Source organism: Silvania hatchlandensis (genome assembly GCF_025564065.1).
GTDB lineage: Bacteria > Pseudomonadota > Gammaproteobacteria > Enterobacterales > Enterobacteriaceae > Enterobacter > Enterobacter hatchlandensis.
This window is the reverse complement of the sequence record NZ_JAMGZK010000053.1, coordinates 282,329-299,069: the sequence shown is the minus strand read 5'-3', so window position 1 is coordinate 299,069 and position 16,741 is coordinate 282,329. Positions and strand designations below refer to the sequence as shown.

The following is a 16,741-nucleotide window of genomic DNA, read 5'->3' as shown; positions in this document are numbered from 1 at the left end:
CCCTGTTATGGAGAAGGTCGGGAAAAGCGGGCGAACAGCCAGCGGGTAACGAGCGGCAGCAACCCCAGCAGCGTAAAGGCAAAAACCACGCCGGGCGAGAGGATATCACGCAGTGAGGCAATCTGCCCCAACTGGTGTCCGGCATTAAGATAGACAATGGCACCGGGCAGCATTCCTGCCTGACTGACCCACCAGTAGCGGCGCACCCCCAGGGTGGTGATGCCTGCCAGCAGGTTCACCAGGAAGAACGGAAACAGCGGCATCAGGCGCAGGGCAAACAGATAAAACGCCCCGCTGTTCGCTACCCCATCATTGACGGTACGCATCGGCCCGGCAAAGCGGCGTTGGACCCAGTCGCGCAGCAGGTAGCGGCTGGTCAGCATCGCCAGCGTCGCCCCAAGCGTAGAGGCGAACGACACCAGCAGGATCCCTGGCCAAAGGCCGAACAGCGCCCCGCCGAGCAGGGTGAATACCGTCGCACCCGGTACGGACAGGGCGGTCACCAGCACGTAGGCGACGAAAAAGAGGGCCGCGCTTAGCAGCGGTGACTGCTGGCAATAATCCAGCAACGCCTGATGGTGCGCCTGCAGGGATCCCAACGTCAGTGCGCCGGGCGGTAATTGCGTAACGATAATGACAAATGCGCCCAGAAGGGCGCACAGGAGGGTGATTTTACGGCCGTGCGCGGTCATCCATTACACGCTGAATTTGGCCCACACCGGGGCGTGATCGGACGGTTTTTCCATGCTGCGGATCTCATAGTCGATCCCGGTTTCGATGCAGCGTTCGGCCAGCACCGGGCTTGCCAGCAGCAGGTCAATACGCAGGCCGCGGTTGTCATCAAAGCCTTTGGAGCGGTAATCAAACCACGAGAAGCGGTCCAGCGTCTGTGGGTTGGCGTGGCGGAAGGTATCCACCAGACCCCAGTCCAGCAGACGTGCCATCCACTCGCGCTCTTCCGGCAGGAAGGAGCATTTCCCTGTGCGCAGCCAGCGCTTGCGGCTGTCTTCGCCGATGCCGATATCCAGATCGGTATGGCTGATGTTCATGTCGCCCATGATCAGCACTGGGTTCTCTTTTTTCAGCTCGGTTTCGAGGAACGACTGCAGATCCTGGTAAAACTTCTCTTTTGCCGGGAACTTCAGCGGGTGGTCACGGCTTTCGCCCTGCGGGAAGTAACCATTGATAACGGTGATGTTCCCCAGCGGTGAGGGGATTTCCGCCATGATGATGCGGCGCTGGGACTCTTCGTTATCACCCGGAAATCCACGACGTACGGAGACCGGCGTCTCTTTGGTCAGCAGGGCCACGCCGTAATGGCCTTTCTGGCCGTGGTAAAAGACGTTGTAACCGAGCTTTGCCACCTCTTCGAGAGGGAACATATCGTCGTGTACTTTTGTCTCCTGCAGGCCAATCACATCGGGCTGATGTTGCTCGACGATGGCTTGCAGTTGGTGAGGACGGGCGCGCAGGCCGTTGATATTAAAAGAGACAAATTTCATAGTCGCTGCCGGTGCAAGGTGAATAGTGCAAGGATGGTAGCAGAATTTCGCCTGACTGACTGCCGCGCTCACGCGGGAATCGCCAATTACTGCGACAGTTTTCGCCGACAGTGCAATTTTTGCACCGTTCTGGCGCGTGATGCCCTGCGATGGCGCGTAAAGGGTCCACAAATTTCGCGAGCGATCACAATTCCAGAATTATATTTGGCTTCTGAATAATATTTCTGTTTTTCCTCCGGTAAAGCCGCGCTTGCTGCAAAAATATTCACTTTTTATGCAATAACAGTGAATAACTCCATGTCGTAACCTGTTGATATTTCTGCTCCACACCTCGTTTATGCATTTTTTCCGCTGGCTGGCACGATCGCTGCAATCTACATTTACAGCGCAAACACATAAATATTTAACATTTAATCAACCTTTTGTTTACCCGGATGAGGTCGCTATGTCTCTGTCAATTACGCGTGAAAACTTTGATGAATGGATGATGCCGGTTTACGCCCCGGCGGCTTTTATTCCGGTTCGGGGAGAGGGCTCACGCCTGTGGGATCAGCAGGGTAAAGAGTACATCGACTTTGCCGGGGGAATTGCGGTCAACGCGCTGGGCCATGCCCATCCGGCGCTGCGTCAGGCGCTGAATGACCAGGCAGCGAAGTTCTGGCATACCGGTAACGGCTTCACCAACGAGCCGGTCCTGCGCCTGGCTAAACGCCTGATTGACGCCACCTTTGCCGAAAAAGTGTTCTTCTGTAACTCCGGGGCCGAAGCCAACGAAGCGGCGCTGAAGCTGGCGCGTAAGTACGCCCATGACAACTTTGGCATCCAGAAGAGCGGGATTGTCGCCTTCAAGAATGCCTTCCACGGCCGCACGCTGTTTACCGTCAGCGCAGGCGGTCAGCCTGCTTATTCGCAGGACTTTGCCCCGCTGCCGCCGGATATTCGCCATGCGGTATTTAACGATTTGCAGTCCGCCAGCGAGTTGATTGACGACACCACCTGCGCGGTGATCGTCGAGCCAATGCAGGGCGAGGGCGGCGTGCTGCCGGCTGATATTACCTTCCTGCAGGGGCTGCGCGAGCTGTGCGATCGCCACAACGCGGTGCTGATTTTTGATGAAGTGCAAACCGGCGTGGGGCGCACCGGCGAGCTGTACGCCTATATGCACTACGGCGTGACCCCGGACGTGCTCTCTACCGCTAAAGCGCTCGGCGGCGGCTTCCCGGTGGGGGCGATGCTGACCACCGACAAATTCGCCCGGGTAATGACCGTCGGCACCCACGGCACCACCTACGGCGGCAACCCGCTGGCGTCGGCGGTCGCAGGTCAGGTACTGGATATCATCAACACTCCGGAAGTGCTTAACGGCGTGAAGCAGCGCCATGACTGGTTTGTCGAGCGTCTGGACGCCATCAACAGCAAAACCGGCCTGTTCAAAGAAATTCGCGGTCTGGGCCTGCTGATTGGCTGCGTTCTTACGGACGAATTCGCCGGAAAAGCTAAACTTATTTCACAGGAAGCGGCAAAAGCGGGCGTGATGGTATTGATCGCCGGGGCTAACGTGGTGCGGTTTGCGCCTGCGCTGATCGTAAGCGAAGAAGAGGTCCAGACCGGGTTAGATCGCTTTGCGCTGGCCTGCGAACAGGTGAAATCCGGGGTGTCATCATGATGGTCATCCGTCCCGTTGAGCGCGGGGATCTTCCCGCCCTCATGCAGCTTGCTGGTAAAACAGGAGGCGGGCTGACCTCGCTTCCCGTCGATGAACAGACACTTTCAGCGCGCATTGAGCGCGCCCTGCAAACCTGGCAAGGGACGCTGCCGAAAGGCGAACAAGGTTATGTGTTTGTATTAGAAGAGTCCGACACCGGCACCGTGGCGGGGATCTGCGCCATCGAAGTGGCGGTGGGGCTTAACGATCCCTGGTACAACTACCGCGTCGGTACCCTGGTGCACGCCTCGAAAGAGCTGAACGTCTATAACGCGCTGCCGACCCTGTTTCTCAGTAACGATCACACCGGCAGCAGCGAGCTGTGCACCCTGTTTCTTGACCCGGAGTGGCGTAAAGAGGGCAACGGCTACCTGCTGTCGAAATCCCGCTTTCTCTTTATGGCCGCTTTTCGCGATCGTTTTAACGACAAAGTGGTGGCCGAGATGCGCGGCGTAATTGACGAAACCGGCTTCTCCCCGTTCTGGGAAAGCCTCGGAGAGCGCTTCTTCTCAATGGAGTTCAGCCACGCCGACTATCTATGTGGTACCGGACAGAAAGCCTTTATTGCCGAACTTATGCCCAAACACCCGATCTATACCCACTTTCTGAGCGAGGAAGCGCAGGCGGTCATTGGCGAAGTCCATCCGCAAACCGCCCCGGCGCGCGCAGTGCTGGAGAAAGAGGGCTTTCGCTACCGCAACTATGTCGACATTTTCGACGGCGGCCCAACGCTGGAGTGCGATATCGACCGGGTGCGGGCGATCCGCAAAAGCCGTCTGGTGGAGGTGGCTGAAGGCCAGCCCGCCCCGGGCGAATGGCCAGCCTGCCTGGTCGCCAATGAACAGTATGACCATTTCCGCGCCACGTTGATCCGCGTGGACCCTGATTGTGAACGTCTGGTGCTGACCCCCGCGCAACTGGATGCCCTGAAATGCAGCGCAGGCGATCGTATTCGCATGGTACGCCTGTGCCCCGAGGAGAAAACGGTATGAACTTATGGATTAACGGTGACTGGGTAACGGGCGAAGGTGAGGCGCGGACGAAACACAATCCGGTAGGGCTGGAGGTGCTCTGGCAAGGGGCGGACGCCAGTCCCGCGCAGGTTGAACAGGCCTGTCGCGCGGCACGCAGCGCGTTCCCGGGCTGGGCCCGACTGCCGTTTACCGCTCGTCAGACGGTTGTGGAGAAATTTGCTGCCCTGCTGGAAGCCAACAAGCAGGAGCTGACCGCCATTATCGCCCGGGAAACCGGCAAACCCCGCTGGGAGGCCGCAACCGAAATCACGGCGATGATCAATAAAATTGCCATTTCAGTAAAGGCGTATCACACCCGTACCGGCGAGCAGCATACCGAGATGGCCGACGGTGCGGCCACCCTGCGCCATCGCCCGCACGGCGTGCTGGCGGTCTTCGGGCCGTATAACTTCCCCGGCCATCTGCCGAACGGCCACATCGTGCCGGCGCTGCTGGCGGGCAACACGGTGATATTCAAACCGAGTGAGCTGACGCCGTGGAGCGGTGAGGCGGTGGTGAAACTGTGGGAGCAGGCCGGGCTGCCGCCGGGCGTCCTCAATCTGCTGCAGGGCGGGCGCGAAACCGGGCAGGCGCTGAGTGCGTTGGCCGATATCGACGGGCTGCTGTTTACCGGCAGCGCCGGGACCGGGTATCAGCTGCATCGCCAGCTGGCCGGTCAGCCAGAAAAAATTCTGGCGCTGGAGATGGGCGGCAATAATGCGCTGATTGTTGACGATCCGGCCGACATCGATGCGGCGGTGCATCTGACGATTCAGTCGGCCTTTATTACCGCCGGACAGCGCTGCACCTGCGCGCGTCGCCTGCTGGTGAAGCGCGGCGCAGAGGGCGATGCGTTTCTCGCCCGGCTGGTCGAGGTAAGTGCCCATCTGCTGCCTGGCGCATGGGATGACAGCGATCAGCCGTTTATCGGCGGACTGATTTCAGAGCAGGCGGCAAAAAATGTCTATCACGTCTGGCGCGAGCATGTGGCCCGCGGCGGCCAGTCGCTGCTCGATCCGCGTCTGGTGAAAGCAGGTACCTCGCTGCTGACCCCGGGGATTGTGGAGATGACCGGCGTGGATGACATACCGGACGAAGAGACCTTTGGCCCGCTGCTCTGTGTCTGGCGCTATGACGATTTTGAGCAGGCCATTGCGATGGCTAACGGCACCCGCTACGGCCTGTCGTGCGGGTTGATTTCGCCAGATCGTGAGCGCTTCGACCAGCTGCTGCTGGAAGCGCGGGCCGGGATCGTTAACTGGAACAAACCGCTGACCGGTGCGGCCAGCACGGCACCGTTTGGTGGCGTAGGCGCATCCGGTAACCATCGCGCCAGCGCCTGGTATGCGGCGGACTACTGTGCCTGGCCGATGGCGAGCCTTGAAACCCCGGCCATTGTGCTGCCGGAACAGTTGAGTCCGGGCCTCGATTGCGTACGGGGGAAGCGCCATGAAAGCGCGTGAAGTGAACTTTGACGGGCTGGTGGGGTTAACGCACCACTATGCCGGGCTGTCGTTTGGTAATGAGGCCTCCACCAGACACCGTTTTCAGGTTTCTAACCCGAAGCTGGCGGCGAAACAGGGTCTGTTAAAAATGAAGGCGCTGGCGGATGCGGGCTTTCCTCAGGCGGTGATCCCGCCGCAGGAGCGGCCTAACGTCGGCGTGCTGCGCCAGCTGGGTTTTACCGGCACTGACGAGCAGGTGGTGGAAAAAGCCGGAACGCAGGTGCCGCAGCTGCTCTCCGCCGCCAGTTCGGCCTCGTCGATGTGGGTGGCTAATGCCGCGACCGTGGCGCCCTCGGCCGATACGCTGGATGGCAAAGTGCATCTGACGGTCGCCAACCTGAATAACAAATTTCACCGTGCCAGCGAAGCAGTGACCACCGAACAGGTGTTGCGGGCGATTTTCCGCGATGAGCGGCGCTTTAGCGTACATACCGCGCTCCCGCAGGTGGCGATGTTCGGCGACGAAGGGGCCGCCAACCATAACCGCCTCGGTGGGGACTACGGCGAGCCGGGCCTGCAGCTGTTTGTGTATGGCCGTGATGAAGGGGTTCATGCCGCACCAGCCCGCTATCCGGCACGCCAGACTCTGGCTGCGAGCCAGGCGGTTGCGCGGCTTAATCAGGTTAATCCGGGGCAGATCCTGTTTGCCCAGCAGAACCCGCAGGTGATCGATAAAGGCGTGTTTCATAACGACGTCATCGCTGTATCGAACCGCCAGGTGCTGTTTTGCCATGAGCAGGCGTTCGTCGGCCAGCAGGCATTGTTCCAGACGCTGGCCGTGCGGGTGCCCGGCTTTACCCCCATCCAGGTACCAACCGGGGCGGTTTCGGTTGACGACGCGGTGGCAACCTATCTGTTTAACAGCCAACTGCTGAGTCGGGACGACGGCAGCATGATGCTGGTCTTGCCGCAGGAGTCGCAGGATCACCCGGGTGTCTGGCGCTATCTCCGCGGGCTGGTGGCGGACGATAACCCAATCAGCGAGCTGCGGGTGTTCGATCTGCGCGAGAGTATGGCAAACGGCGGCGGCCCGGCGTGCCTGCGTCTGCGCGTGGTGCTGACAGCAGAAGAGCAGCGGGCGGTGAACCCGGCGGTGATGATGAACGATACCCTGTTTACTGCGCTGAACGATTGGGTGGATCGTTACTATCGCGATCGCCTGACCCAGGCCGATCTGATCGATCCGCAGCTGCTGCGCGAAGGACGCGAGGCACTGGATCACCTGACCCGGATCCTGCAGTTGGGATCGGTCTACCCGTTCCAGCAATAAAGGAGGCGCGATGGAAAACTTACTGGCGCTGACCCTGGCGGAGGCGACACCGGTCCAGCGCGAAGGCGCAGGCCCTTCATTTCAGTGGCACTGGCATGCAGCGGGTGTGCTGGAACTGACCCCGGAGGTGGCGAGCACACGTTCACTGGTGCTCTCCACCGGGATCCACGGCAATGAAACCGCCCCGGTCGAGATCGTTGATCGGCTGGTCGGGTCGCTGTTTCGCGGCGAGCTGACTCTGCGCTGTCGGGTGCTGATTATCCTCGGCAACCCCCCGGCGCTGGCGGCCAACAAACGCTACCTGACCTGCGATCTCAATCGCCTGTTCGGCGGGCGCGGGGCACAGTTCCCGGCCTGCGCGGAGACGGCGCGGGCTACGTTGCTGGAAGAGACCGTCACGGCGTTTTATCAGCAGGTCAGCGATGAGCGTTGGCATCTCGATCTGCATACCGCGATCCGCGCCTCATACCATGAGCGCTTTGGCGTACTGCCGCAGCGCAGCCAACCGTGGGATGAGCCGTTTTTGCAGTGGCTGGGAGATGCCGGGCTGGAGGCGCTGGTGTTCCACCAGACACCGGGCGGGACGTTCACTCATTTTTGCTGCGAACGCTTTGGTGCGCTGGCCTGTACCCTGGAGCTGGGAAAAGCGCTGCCGTTTGGTCATAACGACCTGACGCGCTTTGCCGCCACACACCAGGCGCTGCGTGCGCTGCTGGGCGGGGAAGCACCGCAGGCGCACACCGGAACCGTCGAGCGCTATCGGGTGGTGCAGCAGATCACCCGGCGTAGCGAGGCCTTTCGCCTGCATATGGCGGCCCATACGCTGAACTTCACCCCGTTTCGCCAGGGCGTATTGCTGGCGGAAGACGGTGAAGATCGCTATGAAGTGCAAAAGCAGACGGAGTATGTCCTGTTTCCTAACCCCGGCGTTGCGTTTGGCCTGCGAGCCGGGCTGATGCTGGAAAAAGTCATCTTTTGATTATTCGACCCCGGTACGCGTAACGGCCGGGGTTGTTTATTTTGCCAACCATTTCTTGCGTCTATCGTTTTATTGCAGATTATTCCTGGTGGTTTGCTTTATTATTAATCGTCTTGCCGGTATACTCCTTAATAATCTCTTTAAAATCATTGTCTTGAATATTTTTGTTGCAACTCTCCACGCTTTTTCCTTATTTTCTCCATATTTGGCGATAAAGTGTTTTTTACACTTTCATTGTTTTACCGTTGCTCTGACTTATTGACGATAAACCCCGTAAAGTTAATCCCGTCAACACGGCATAGCGCCGAATAATAACTGAAAGGAAGGACAAAATTATGCGTAAATTAACTGCACTGTTTGTTGCCTCTACCCTGGCTCTGGGCGCTACCAGCGCGGCGTTCGCCGCAGATACCGCCACCACGACCACCGCCGCACCGACCGAAAGCAAAACGATGCATCACAAAGGTAAGCCGGGTATGCATCACGACATGATGTTTAAAGACCTGAACCTGACCGATGCGCAGAAACAGCAGGTTCGCGACATCATGAAAGCCCAGCGCGACCAGATGAAACGTCCGCCGCTGGAAGAGCGCCGCGCAATGCATGACATTGTTGCCAGCGACAGCTTCGATAAAGCGAAAGCCCAGGCGCAGGTCGAGAAGATGGCCGAGCAGCATAAAACCCGCATGCTGGCGCACATGGAAACCCAGAATAAGATTTACAACATTCTGACCCCTGAGCAGAAAAAGCAGTTTAATGCCAATTTTGAGAAGCGTCTGACAGAACGTCATGCGCCGGACGGTAAAATGGACGCACCTGCTGAATAAGCCGTTAAACATTTAAGACCGCCGGATCCTGTTCACGAAAGCGAAATCGCTGTGGACAGGTCCGGCGGTTTTTTCTTTGAACCCCTCTTGTCAGCCGCCGCCAGCGCGGTATTCTCCTGTAGTCGGTTTTCTGAATGTGTTTAATAGTTATGACGTTAGCGATTTTTATTCGTCATCATACTAAGGCCTTTCTGCACACCTGCCGATAATGCATCTGTAGTGACCTAATGATAACAATCGAAAAGCGACTCGCCCTGCGCGAGCCGCTCTGGCGCGTGTTGCGTCCTTCAGGAGTAATAATGGAGTTCTTTGATATTCGCAAAATGCCGGTCAACCTCTGGCGCAACGGTGCAGGCGAGACGCGAGAAATATGTTGTTTTCCTCCTGCTACCCGGGACTTTAACTGGCGTGCCAGTATTGCGTCCATCGCCAGCAACGGCGAGTTTGCGACATTTCCCGGCGTTGACCGGGTGATCACTCTGCTGGAAGGGGGGGAAGTCAGTCTGGACGGCGGGCACGCTTTTAACCATACGCTCAGGCGTCATCAGCCCTTCAGCTTTGCCGGTGACCTGCCGGTGAAAGCGCAGCTGACAGAAGGTCGGATGTCGATGGATCTGAATATCATGACCCGCCGGGATCGCTGTCGGGCGAAGGTCCGGGTGGCGGACCGCACCTTTACGACGTTTGCCTCGCGCGGTGGCGTGGTGTTTGTCCTGAGCGGCGCGTGGCAGCTGGGTGAAAAGCTGCTCACCGCCGACCAGGGCGCTTACTGGCACGAAGGTGAACATACGCTGCGGCTGCTGAAAGAGGAAGGCGAACTGTTGTTCAGCGAGATCGTTTGGCTGCCAGGTCACTGAGCGGGATAATGTCGTAGTGACCCGTGAGCAGCGGCTTGCAGAGAATTTTATAGCCGTCCTGGTCAAAACCAGAAGGTGTGCGGAGCAATTCCGCCGCCTGGTCCAGGGACTCTACCGCGCCTAGCCACAGCCAGTTATGGATGATATGAAAATGGGTCATCTCTGCGCGCGATTCTTTCAGCGCCACGGCGCTGTCCCACGGCCAGCAGGTAATGCCAATCGCCTGCAGCCCTTCAACTAAACGTTGCTGATGATCTTCAACGCTCTCTTTCCCGCAGCAGGCCCCGGCACAGCGCTTCAGGGCTGACCGGAAGCAGGCCCGGCCCCGACTTACCGACTCCAGTCCCAGCAGGCCATAGCAGAGCTGACGCTCGTCGGCCAGCGCCTGCAGGGTTTGCAGCGCCGCCCGGCGGTTGGCGAAAAGGCCAAACAGGTTAGCGGTGTGCGAAAAGTCCACCTCGCGGGCATACACCACCTGCGGTTTACCCTCGCTGATGTGCAATGAGCAGAGCTGGCGGTTGCGGCGCAAACGCTTATTGAACAGCGGCTGCTGCTCCTTAATTAAGCGGGCCTCCAGCAGTAAGGCACCCAGCTCACCGGCGGTTTGCGTCCAGCTGATGCGTCGGGACTGGCGCAGCATGGCGGCCTCGTCCGGGGTGCGCAGATGCGAGAGTACGCGGCTGCGAATATTGACGCTTTTACCGATGTACAGCGGCATGGCGTCGCTGTCGCCATGAAAAAAGTAAACGCCGGGCTGTTTGGGCAGCGCTTCAAGCCACGGTCGTAAATGTTCGGGGTATTCATAGATGGCGGCGGCTTCAAATTCAAGCCGCGGTGCCGATTGACGCCTGCTCACAACGTACTCCTGATACTGTTCAGGCATACAGTGTAGCAGCTGTGGGATGGTTAAAAAAGAGGCGACGGATGTCGCCCCGGTCAAATTAACGTTTCCAGAAATCGTCGAACACCGTAATGGGTGGGCGACGTTTATGCTCGGTTTTCAGATACCAGCCTTCAATAATGCGTCCGGTGCCTTCATCCAGCACTTTGCCTTCCAGATAATCATCAATGTTTTCATAGGTTACCCCCAGCGCAGCTTCATCAGGCAGGGAAGGGCGATCGTCTTCAAGATCGGCGGTAGGCGCTTTCTTATACAGATGCTCCGGACAGCCCAGCGCGGCCAGCAGCTGTTTACCCTGACGCTTGTTCAGACGGAACAGCGGATTAATGTCGGTGCCGCCGTCGCCGTACTTGGTAAAGAAGCCGGTCAGCGCTTCTGCCGCATGGTCGGTCCCAACCACCACGCCACTGGTCATCCCGGCGATGCTGTACTGGGCTTTCATTCGTTCGCGGGCTTTTTCGTTGCCGCGCACAAAATCACTCAGCTCAATGCCCGCATCGCGTAACGCCTGCTCGCTGGCCAGGACCGCACTCTTGATATTGACCGTCAGCACCCGATCCGGCTGAATAAAACCGATAGCGTCCTGGCAGTCCTGTTCGTCGGCCTGCACGCCGTAGGGGAGGCGAACGGCGATAAACTGCAGCGCATCATTGCCGGTCTCTTCACGCAGCTCGGTGATGGCCAGCTGGCAGAGCTTTCCGGCAAGGGTGGAGTCCTGGCCGCCGCTGATACCGAGGATCAGGGATTTCAGAAACGGGTAGGTTTGAAGATAGGACTTCAAAAAATCGACGCTGCGGCGGATCTCTTCTTCCGCATTGATGGTGGGTTTGACACCCAGCGCCTGAATAATCTCTTGTTGCAGAGCCATTAAGCCCCTCCATTTACTTACGCAAATTTGCCTGATGAATGTTCTGTTAAAGCTAACCCGTCAGGTCTGAAACGACAAGGATCACATTTTTATGTGAGGCGAAATCCGTCGATTCAGCCGCTTATCTTTGTTTGATTAGAATTTTCCGAAAAACCTGCGCCGTTACGCCTGGAGTTGAAAAAAGTGATTTTCTATTCCAGGCTTACTTAACACGCTGAAAAACAAGAGGACGGTTTATGAACAAGAATATAGCAGGAATGTTGGGTGCAGCGGCAGTATTGACTTTGCTGGCGGGGTGTACCGCCTACGATCGTACTACCGATCAGTTTAAAGAGCCCGTCGTGAAAGACGTTAAAAAAGGCATGAGCCGGGCCCAGGTGATGCAGGTTGCCGGGAAACCGTCATCCGAAGTGACGATGGTTCACGCTCGCGGCACCTGTCAGACTTACATCCTCGGTCAACGGGATGGTAAAGCACAAACTTACTTTGTGGCCCTTGATGATACAGGCCACGTGATTAACTCCGGCTACCAGACCTGTGCGGAATACGATACAGATCCGCAGGCGCCAAAAGCCTGATAACACGCTTTCCTGAGCAAACAAACAAACCGGCCACCTGGCCGGTTTTTTTACGTCGCCTCTCATCTTATTTCTTTGCGCGAATTATTTGCCTAAAATGTGAAGGGAGTCATAACCGCAGGTCAATGAGAGACAATTGTAAATCATCAGAGATTATCCGTGGTAAATCGGTTGCCGTATACTGAATCCATCAGATACGCCAGCGATGAATCCGACACGGTTAACACGCTGGGATCGCGGCGAAAGCGGTGAGCATATAAGAGGGAAGTCGCTATGGAAAAGAAACATATCTATCTGTTCTGCTCGGCGGGCATGTCAACGTCACTGCTGGTGTCAAAGATGCGTGCGCAGGCTGAAAAATACGAAGTACCCGTTGTGATTGAAGCATTTCCAGAAACGCTGGCAGGCGAAAAAGGAACCAGCGCTGATGTGATTCTGCTGGGGCCGCAAATTGCCTATATGCTGCCTGAGATCCAGCGTTTGTTACCGAATAAACCGGTTGAAGTGATCGATTCTGCGCTGTACGGCAAAATTGATGGTTTAGGTGTTCTTAAAGCTGCTGTCGCGGCTATTAAAAAAGCTGCTAATTAATTTATTTTTATTTTTCCCGTCAAAGAGCTATTTCACACACACTTACGCCGCAATATTATTGCGGCATTTAAGGGTATTATTCTATGAGTGGATTCATTGGTGCACTTGAAAAGGTACTCCTTCCTTTTGCAGTTAAAATAGGAAAGCAACCGCATGTCAACGCTATTAAAAACGGTTTTATTAAGGTTATGCCGTTAACCCTGGCGGGGGCAATGTTCGTTTTAATCAATAACGTTTTTCTGAGCTTCGGTGATGGTTCTTTTTTCTACTCATTAGGTATCCGTTTAGATCCCTCGACTATTGAAACGCTAAATGGTTTCAAGGCTATCGGCGGCAATGTGTACAACGGTACACTGGGTATTATGTCGCTGATGGCCCCTTTCTTTATAGGGATGGCACTGGCGGATGAGCGTAAAGTTGACTCGCTGGCTGCCGGTTTATTATCCGTCGCTGCCTTTATGACCGTAACGCCGTACAGCGTGGGTGAAGCCTACGCGGTAGGGGCGAACTGGCTGGGTGGGGCGAACATTATCTCAGGTATTGTCATTGGTCTGGTCGTGGCGGAGATGTTTACCTTCATTGTTCGCCGCAATTGGGTGATTCGCTTACCTGACAGCGTACCTGAGTCGGTGTCACGCTCGTTCTCGGCGTTGATCCCCGGCTTTATCATCCTCTCTATTATGGGGATTGTGGCCTGGGCGCTGTCGCATTGGGGCACCAACTTCCACCAGATCATTATGGACACCATCTCCACGCCGCTGGCGGCGATGGGCGGCGTAGTGGGCTGGGCATACGTTATCTTCACCTCCCTGCTGTGGTTCTTTGGTGTACACGGTTCTCTGGCGCTGGCCGCGCTGGACAGCGGCATCATGACCCCGTGGGCGCTGGAAAACGTGGCACTTTATCAGCAGTACGGCTCCGTGGATGCGGCGCTGGCGGCGGGTAAAACCTTCCACGTCTGGGCGAAACCGATGCTGGACTCCTACATCTTCCTGGGTGGTACTGGGGCGACGCTGGGCCTGATCATTGCGGTGTTTATCACCTCCCGTCGTGCCGATCACCGTCAGGTAGCGAAGCTGGCATTGCCGTCAGGCATCTTCCAGATTAACGAGCCCATCCTGTTTGGCCTGCCGATTATCATGAACCCGGTGATGTTTATCCCGTTCGTACTGGTGCAGCCGCTGCTGGCCGCCATTACCCTGACGGCCTACTATCTGGGAATTATTCCACCGGTGACCAACATTGCCCCGTGGACAATGCCTGCCGGTCTGGGCGCCTTCTTTAACACCAACGGCAGCGTAGCGGCCTTCCTGGTGGCGATGTTCAACCTTGGCGTAGCCACCCTGCTGTACATGCCGTTCGTGGTTATCGCCAACAAAGCGCAGACCACGATTGACGAAGAGCAGAGCGAAGAAGAGATCGCCCTGGCCCTGAAATTCTGATATCACCCGGCGCAGGGCAACCTGCGCCATCACAGGAGTGAAAGAGATGTTTGATTTAGAAAATGCCGTAGCAGAAGACGTTGTCGAAAACGACCTGGAAGAAGTGGTGATGGGTCTTATTATTAACTCGGGGCAGGCGCGCAGCCTGGCGTATGCTGCCCTGAAAAAGGCCAAGTTGGGTGACTTCGAGGCCGCGAAAGCGATGATGGCTGAATCCCGCACCGCGCTGAACGAAGCGCATCTGGTGCAAACAAAACTGATCGAAAGCGATCAAGGTGAGGGTAAAATGAAGGTGAGCCTGGTGCTGGTGCACGCGCAGGATCATCTGATGACCTCGATGCTGTCACGTGAGCTGGTGGCGGAACTCATCGAACTTCACGAGAAAATTCAATAAGTCAGGCTTAGCAGGAGGTCAGCGCGATGGAAATCAATACCGCTCGGGAACTGCAGTTGTTTAATGGTAAAAATTTTCATGTGTTTATCTACAACAAGGTGGAAAGCATCAGCGGTCTGCATCAGCATGACTACTATGAGTTCACCATTGTGCTGACCGGCCGCTATTTCCAGGAGATCAACGGCAAGCGCGTGCTGCTGGAGCGGGGCGATTTTGTTTTTATTCCGCTGGGCTCGCATCATCAGAGCCTGTACGAATTTGGCGCCACCCGCATCCTGAATGTGGGCGTCAGTAAGCGCTTTTTCGAGACCCACTACTCCCCACTGGTGCCGTTCTGCTTTGTCGCTTCTCAGGTGTATCACGTTAAAAACGAGTTCCTGACCTGGATAGAGACCGTTATTGCCTCGCTTAACTTTCGCGACAATGAGTTTGATGAATTTATCGAGACGGTGACCTTCTACGTCGTCAACCGCTTACGCCATTATCGCGAAGAGCAGCTGGAGACGGACGATGTCCCCCCGTGGCTGCGTACTACCGTCGAAAGAATGCACGACAAGCTGCGCTTTGGTGAAAATGCGCTGGAGAATATGGTTGCGTTGTCCGGTAAGTCGCAGGAGTACCTGACCCGCGCCACCCAGCGTTATTACCAGAAAACCCCGGTGCAAATTATTAATGAAATACGGATTAATTTTGCGAAGAAACAGCTGGAGATCACCAACTATTCGGTGACGGATATTGCTTATGAATCCGGTTATAGCAGTCCGAGCCTGTTTATTAAAACCTTCAAAAAATTGACCTCATTTACACCCAACAGCTACCGGAAAAACCTGACGGTTATAAATTAACGCCCGGCGGTTACGCCGTCGGGAATATCGATTTCATGCTTGCCCTTATTACATGGGAAGGGATCGCTATACGTAATGTGCGGTTTCCCCAGGGAGAATATTATGCAAAAGAAACTGAAAGTGGTCACCATCGGCGGCGGAAGCAGCTATACCCCGGAATTACTGGAAGGGTTCCTCAAACGCTATCATGAATTACCGGTCAGCGAATTATGGCTGGTGGATGTGAAAGAAGGGCAGGAAAAACTCGATATTATTTTTGACCTCTGCCAGCGGATGGTAAAAAAAGCGGGCGTGCCAATGACCGTGCACAAAACGCTGGATCGCCGCGAGGCGCTTAAAGATGCTGACTTTGTCACCACCCAGCTGCGCGTGGGTCAGCTTAAAGCCCGTGAACTGGATGAGCGCATTCCCCTTAGCCACGGCTACCTCGGTCAGGAGACCAACGGCGCAGGCGGCCTGTTCAAAGGGCTGCGCACCATTCCGGTGATATTCGACATCATTAAAGATGTGGAGGCGATCTGCCCGCAGGCGTGGGTGATCAACTTTACCAACCCGGCCGGGATGGTGACTGAAGCGGTCTATCGCCACACCGGCTTCAAACGCTTTATCGGCGTGTGCAATATTCCGATTGGCATGAAGATGTTTATTCGTGACGTGCTGGCCCTGACCGACAACGACGAGCTCTCCATTGACCTGTTTGGCCTCAACCACATGGTCTTTATCAAAGACGTGCTGGTCAACGGCCAGTCACGCTTTGCTGAACTGCTGGATGGGGTCGCCAGTGGCACCCTGAAAGCCAGTTCGGTGAAGAACATCTTCGACCTGCCGTTTAGTGAAGGGTTGATCCGCTCGCTCAACCTGCTGCCGTGCTCCTACCTGCTGTACTACTTCAAGCTGAAAGAGATGCTGGCGATTGAGATGGGCGAGTATTACAAAGGCGGCGCCCGCGCGCAGGTGGTACAGAAGGTTGAGAAGCAGCTGTTTGAGTTGTATAAAAATCCGGACCTTAACGTCAAGCCGAAAGAGCTGGAGCAGCGCGGGGGAGCGTATTACTCCGACGCGGCCTGCGAAGTGATCAACGCCATCTACAATGACAAGCAGGCCGAGCATTACGTCAACGTGCCGCACCACGGCCACATTGACAACATCCCGGCAGACTGGGCGGTTGAGATGACCTGTATTCTGGGCCGCGATGGGGCGAAGCCGCATCCGCGTCTGACCCACTTCGATGACAAAGTACTGGGCCTGATCCACACCATCAAGGGTTTTGAAGTGGCGGCAAGCCATGCGGCGCTTAGCGGCGAGCTGAACGACGTCCTGCTGGCGCTCAATCTCAGCCCGCTGGTGCAGTCCGATCGCGATGCAGAACTGCTGGCACGCGAGCTGATTCTGGCCCATGAAAAATGGCTGCCGAACTTTGCGGCCACGGTCGATAAACTGAAAAGCGAGCAGCACTGAGAGGGA

Annotated in this window: 17 protein-coding genes; 13 read left to right on the top strand and 4 right to left on the bottom strand. The window is 56.5% G+C overall.

Going from position 1 to position 16,741, the window contains the following annotated elements; all coding sequences use genetic code 11:
- Positions 1-5: 5 nt before the first annotated feature.
- Together M8014_RS18635 and xthA are read right to left on the bottom strand one after the other, a co-directional pair.
- A complete protein-coding gene (locus M8014_RS18635) occupies positions 6-692 on the bottom strand; it encodes a TVP38/TMEM64 family protein (protein WP_271283866.1) in 687 nt (228 codons plus the stop codon).
- A 3-nt stretch (positions 693-695) separates the two neighbouring features.
- Complete coding sequence (gene xthA / locus M8014_RS18630) at positions 696-1,502, bottom strand: exodeoxyribonuclease III (protein WP_271283865.1); 807 nt, start codon at positions 1,500-1,502, stop codon at positions 696-698.
- Between the two features lie 445 nt (positions 1,503-1,947).
- Here xthA and astC point away from each other — a divergent pair, with 445 nt between their 5' ends.
- The 7 genes from astC to ves all read left to right on the top strand — a co-directional run bounded on the left by astC (position 1,948) and on the right by ves (position 9,658).
- Positions 1,948-3,168, top strand: coding sequence for a succinylornithine/acetylornithine transaminase (gene astC / locus M8014_RS18625; RefSeq protein WP_271283864.1), 1,221 nt, complete (start codon positions 1,948-1,950; stop codon positions 3,166-3,168).
- On the top strand, positions 3,165-4,199 hold the full coding sequence (gene astA, locus M8014_RS18620; RefSeq protein WP_271283863.1) for an arginine N-succinyltransferase: 1,035 nt from the start codon (positions 3,165-3,167) through the stop codon (positions 4,197-4,199). The genes astC and astA overlap by 4 nt, the downstream gene beginning before the upstream one ends.
- A complete protein-coding gene (gene astD / locus M8014_RS18615) occupies positions 4,196-5,683 on the top strand; it encodes a succinylglutamate-semialdehyde dehydrogenase (protein WP_271283862.1) in 1,488 nt (495 codons plus the stop codon). The genes astA and astD overlap by 4 nt, the downstream gene beginning before the upstream one ends.
- The gene (astB, locus tag M8014_RS18610) at positions 5,670-6,995 is read left to right on the top strand and encodes an N-succinylarginine dihydrolase (RefSeq protein WP_271283861.1); all 1,326 of its coding nucleotides are present in this window, start codon (positions 5,670-5,672) and stop codon (positions 6,993-6,995) included. The genes astD and astB overlap by 14 nt, the downstream gene beginning before the upstream one ends.
- A 10-nt stretch (positions 6,996-7,005) precedes the next feature.
- Positions 7,006-7,974 (top strand): succinylglutamate desuccinylase, encoded by a 969-nt coding sequence (gene astE, locus M8014_RS18605; protein WP_271283860.1) that lies wholly within the window; start codon positions 7,006-7,008, stop codon positions 7,972-7,974.
- Positions 7,975-8,309: 335 nt separating this feature from the next.
- Positions 8,310-8,801 (top strand): ATP-independent periplasmic protein-refolding chaperone Spy, encoded by a 492-nt coding sequence (gene spy, locus M8014_RS18600; protein WP_271283859.1) that lies wholly within the window; start codon positions 8,310-8,312, stop codon positions 8,799-8,801.
- A 299-nt stretch (positions 8,802-9,100) separates the two neighbouring features.
- Positions 9,101-9,658 (top strand): environmental stress-induced protein Ves, encoded by a 558-nt coding sequence (gene ves / locus M8014_RS18595; RefSeq protein ID WP_271283938.1) that lies wholly within the window; start codon positions 9,101-9,103, stop codon positions 9,656-9,658.
- On the opposite strand, the gene cho is transcribed toward ves, so the two are convergent.
- Positions 9,627-10,514 (bottom strand): excinuclease Cho, encoded by an 888-nt coding sequence (gene cho, locus M8014_RS18590; protein WP_271283858.1) that lies wholly within the window; start codon positions 10,512-10,514, stop codon positions 9,627-9,629. The two genes, ves and cho, sit on opposite strands and share 32 nt — an antisense overlap.
- A gap of 85 nt (positions 10,515-10,599) precedes the next feature.
- On the bottom strand, positions 10,600-11,427 hold the full coding sequence (gene nadE / locus M8014_RS18585) for an ammonia-dependent NAD(+) synthetase (RefSeq protein WP_271283857.1): 828 nt from the start codon (positions 11,425-11,427) through the stop codon (positions 10,600-10,602).
- Between the two features lie 236 nt (positions 11,428-11,663).
- Between nadE and osmE the strand changes: the two genes are divergently transcribed.
- The 6 genes from osmE (at position 11,664) to M8014_RS18555 (ending at position 16,735) form a co-directional block, all read left to right on the top strand.
- On the top strand, positions 11,664-12,005 hold the full coding sequence (gene osmE, locus M8014_RS18580) for an osmotically-inducible lipoprotein OsmE (protein ID WP_271283856.1): 342 nt from the start codon (positions 11,664-11,666) through the stop codon (positions 12,003-12,005).
- Between the two features lie 273 nt (positions 12,006-12,278).
- A complete protein-coding gene (chbB, locus tag M8014_RS18575; protein WP_271283855.1) occupies positions 12,279-12,596 on the top strand; it encodes a PTS N,N'-diacetylchitobiose transporter subunit IIB in 318 nt (105 codons plus the stop codon).
- A gap of 83 nt (positions 12,597-12,679) precedes the next feature.
- The gene (gene chbC / locus M8014_RS18570; RefSeq protein ID WP_271283854.1) at positions 12,680-14,038 is read left to right on the top strand and encodes a PTS N,N'-diacetylchitobiose transporter subunit IIC; all 1,359 of its coding nucleotides are present in this window, start codon (positions 12,680-12,682) and stop codon (positions 14,036-14,038) included.
- 46 nt (positions 14,039-14,084) lie between these two features.
- Positions 14,085-14,432 carry a PTS N,N'-diacetylchitobiose transporter subunit IIA gene (gene chbA, locus M8014_RS18565; protein ID WP_271283853.1) on the top strand — a complete coding sequence of 116 codons (348 nt, stop codon included), beginning with the start codon at positions 14,085-14,087 and terminating at the stop codon, positions 14,430-14,432.
- 26 nt (positions 14,433-14,458) lie between these two features.
- Complete coding sequence (chbR, locus tag M8014_RS18560; protein ID WP_271283852.1) at positions 14,459-15,277, top strand: transcriptional regulator ChbR; 819 nt, start codon at positions 14,459-14,461, stop codon at positions 15,275-15,277.
- Between the two features lie 102 nt (positions 15,278-15,379).
- Positions 15,380-16,735 (top strand): 6-phospho-beta-glucosidase, encoded by a 1,356-nt coding sequence (locus M8014_RS18555; RefSeq protein ID WP_271283851.1) that lies wholly within the window; start codon positions 15,380-15,382, stop codon positions 16,733-16,735.
- Positions 16,736-16,741 lie beyond the last annotated feature (6 nt).

Excerpts from the sequence above, each read along its gene's own strand:
- M8014_RS18635 (WP_271283866.1), bottom strand. The coding sequence starts at position 692 with ATGACCGCGCACGGCCGTAAAATCACCCTCCTGTGCGCCCTTCTGGGC.
- xthA (WP_271283865.1), bottom strand. The coding sequence starts at position 1,502 with ATGAAATTTGTCTCTTTTAATATCAACGGCCTGCGCGCCCGTCCTCAC.
- astC (WP_271283864.1), top strand. The coding sequence starts at position 1,948 with ATGTCTCTGTCAATTACGCGTGAAAACTTTGATGAATGGATGATGCCG.
- astA (WP_271283863.1), top strand. The coding sequence starts at position 3,165 with ATGATGGTCATCCGTCCCGTTGAGCGCGGGGATCTTCCCGCCCTCATG.
- astD (WP_271283862.1), top strand. The coding sequence starts at position 4,196 with ATGAACTTATGGATTAACGGTGACTGGGTAACGGGCGAAGGTGAGGCG.
- astB (WP_271283861.1), top strand. The coding sequence starts at position 5,670 with ATGAAAGCGCGTGAAGTGAACTTTGACGGGCTGGTGGGGTTAACGCAC.
- astE (WP_271283860.1), top strand. The coding sequence starts at position 7,006 with ATGGAAAACTTACTGGCGCTGACCCTGGCGGAGGCGACACCGGTCCAG.
- spy (WP_271283859.1), top strand. The coding sequence starts at position 8,310 with ATGCGTAAATTAACTGCACTGTTTGTTGCCTCTACCCTGGCTCTGGGC.
- ves (WP_271283938.1), top strand. The coding sequence starts at position 9,101 with ATGGAGTTCTTTGATATTCGCAAAATGCCGGTCAACCTCTGGCGCAAC.
- nadE (WP_271283857.1), bottom strand. The coding sequence starts at position 11,427 with ATGGCTCTGCAACAAGAGATTATTCAGGCGCTGGGTGTCAAACCCACC.
- osmE (WP_271283856.1), top strand. The coding sequence starts at position 11,664 with ATGAACAAGAATATAGCAGGAATGTTGGGTGCAGCGGCAGTATTGACT.
- chbB (WP_271283855.1), top strand. The coding sequence starts at position 12,279 with ATGGAAAAGAAACATATCTATCTGTTCTGCTCGGCGGGCATGTCAACG.
- chbC (WP_271283854.1), top strand. The coding sequence starts at position 12,680 with ATGAGTGGATTCATTGGTGCACTTGAAAAGGTACTCCTTCCTTTTGCA.
- chbA (WP_271283853.1), top strand. The coding sequence starts at position 14,085 with ATGTTTGATTTAGAAAATGCCGTAGCAGAAGACGTTGTCGAAAACGAC.
- chbR (WP_271283852.1), top strand. The coding sequence starts at position 14,459 with ATGGAAATCAATACCGCTCGGGAACTGCAGTTGTTTAATGGTAAAAAT.
- M8014_RS18555 (WP_271283851.1), top strand. The coding sequence starts at position 15,380 with ATGCAAAAGAAACTGAAAGTGGTCACCATCGGCGGCGGAAGCAGCTAT.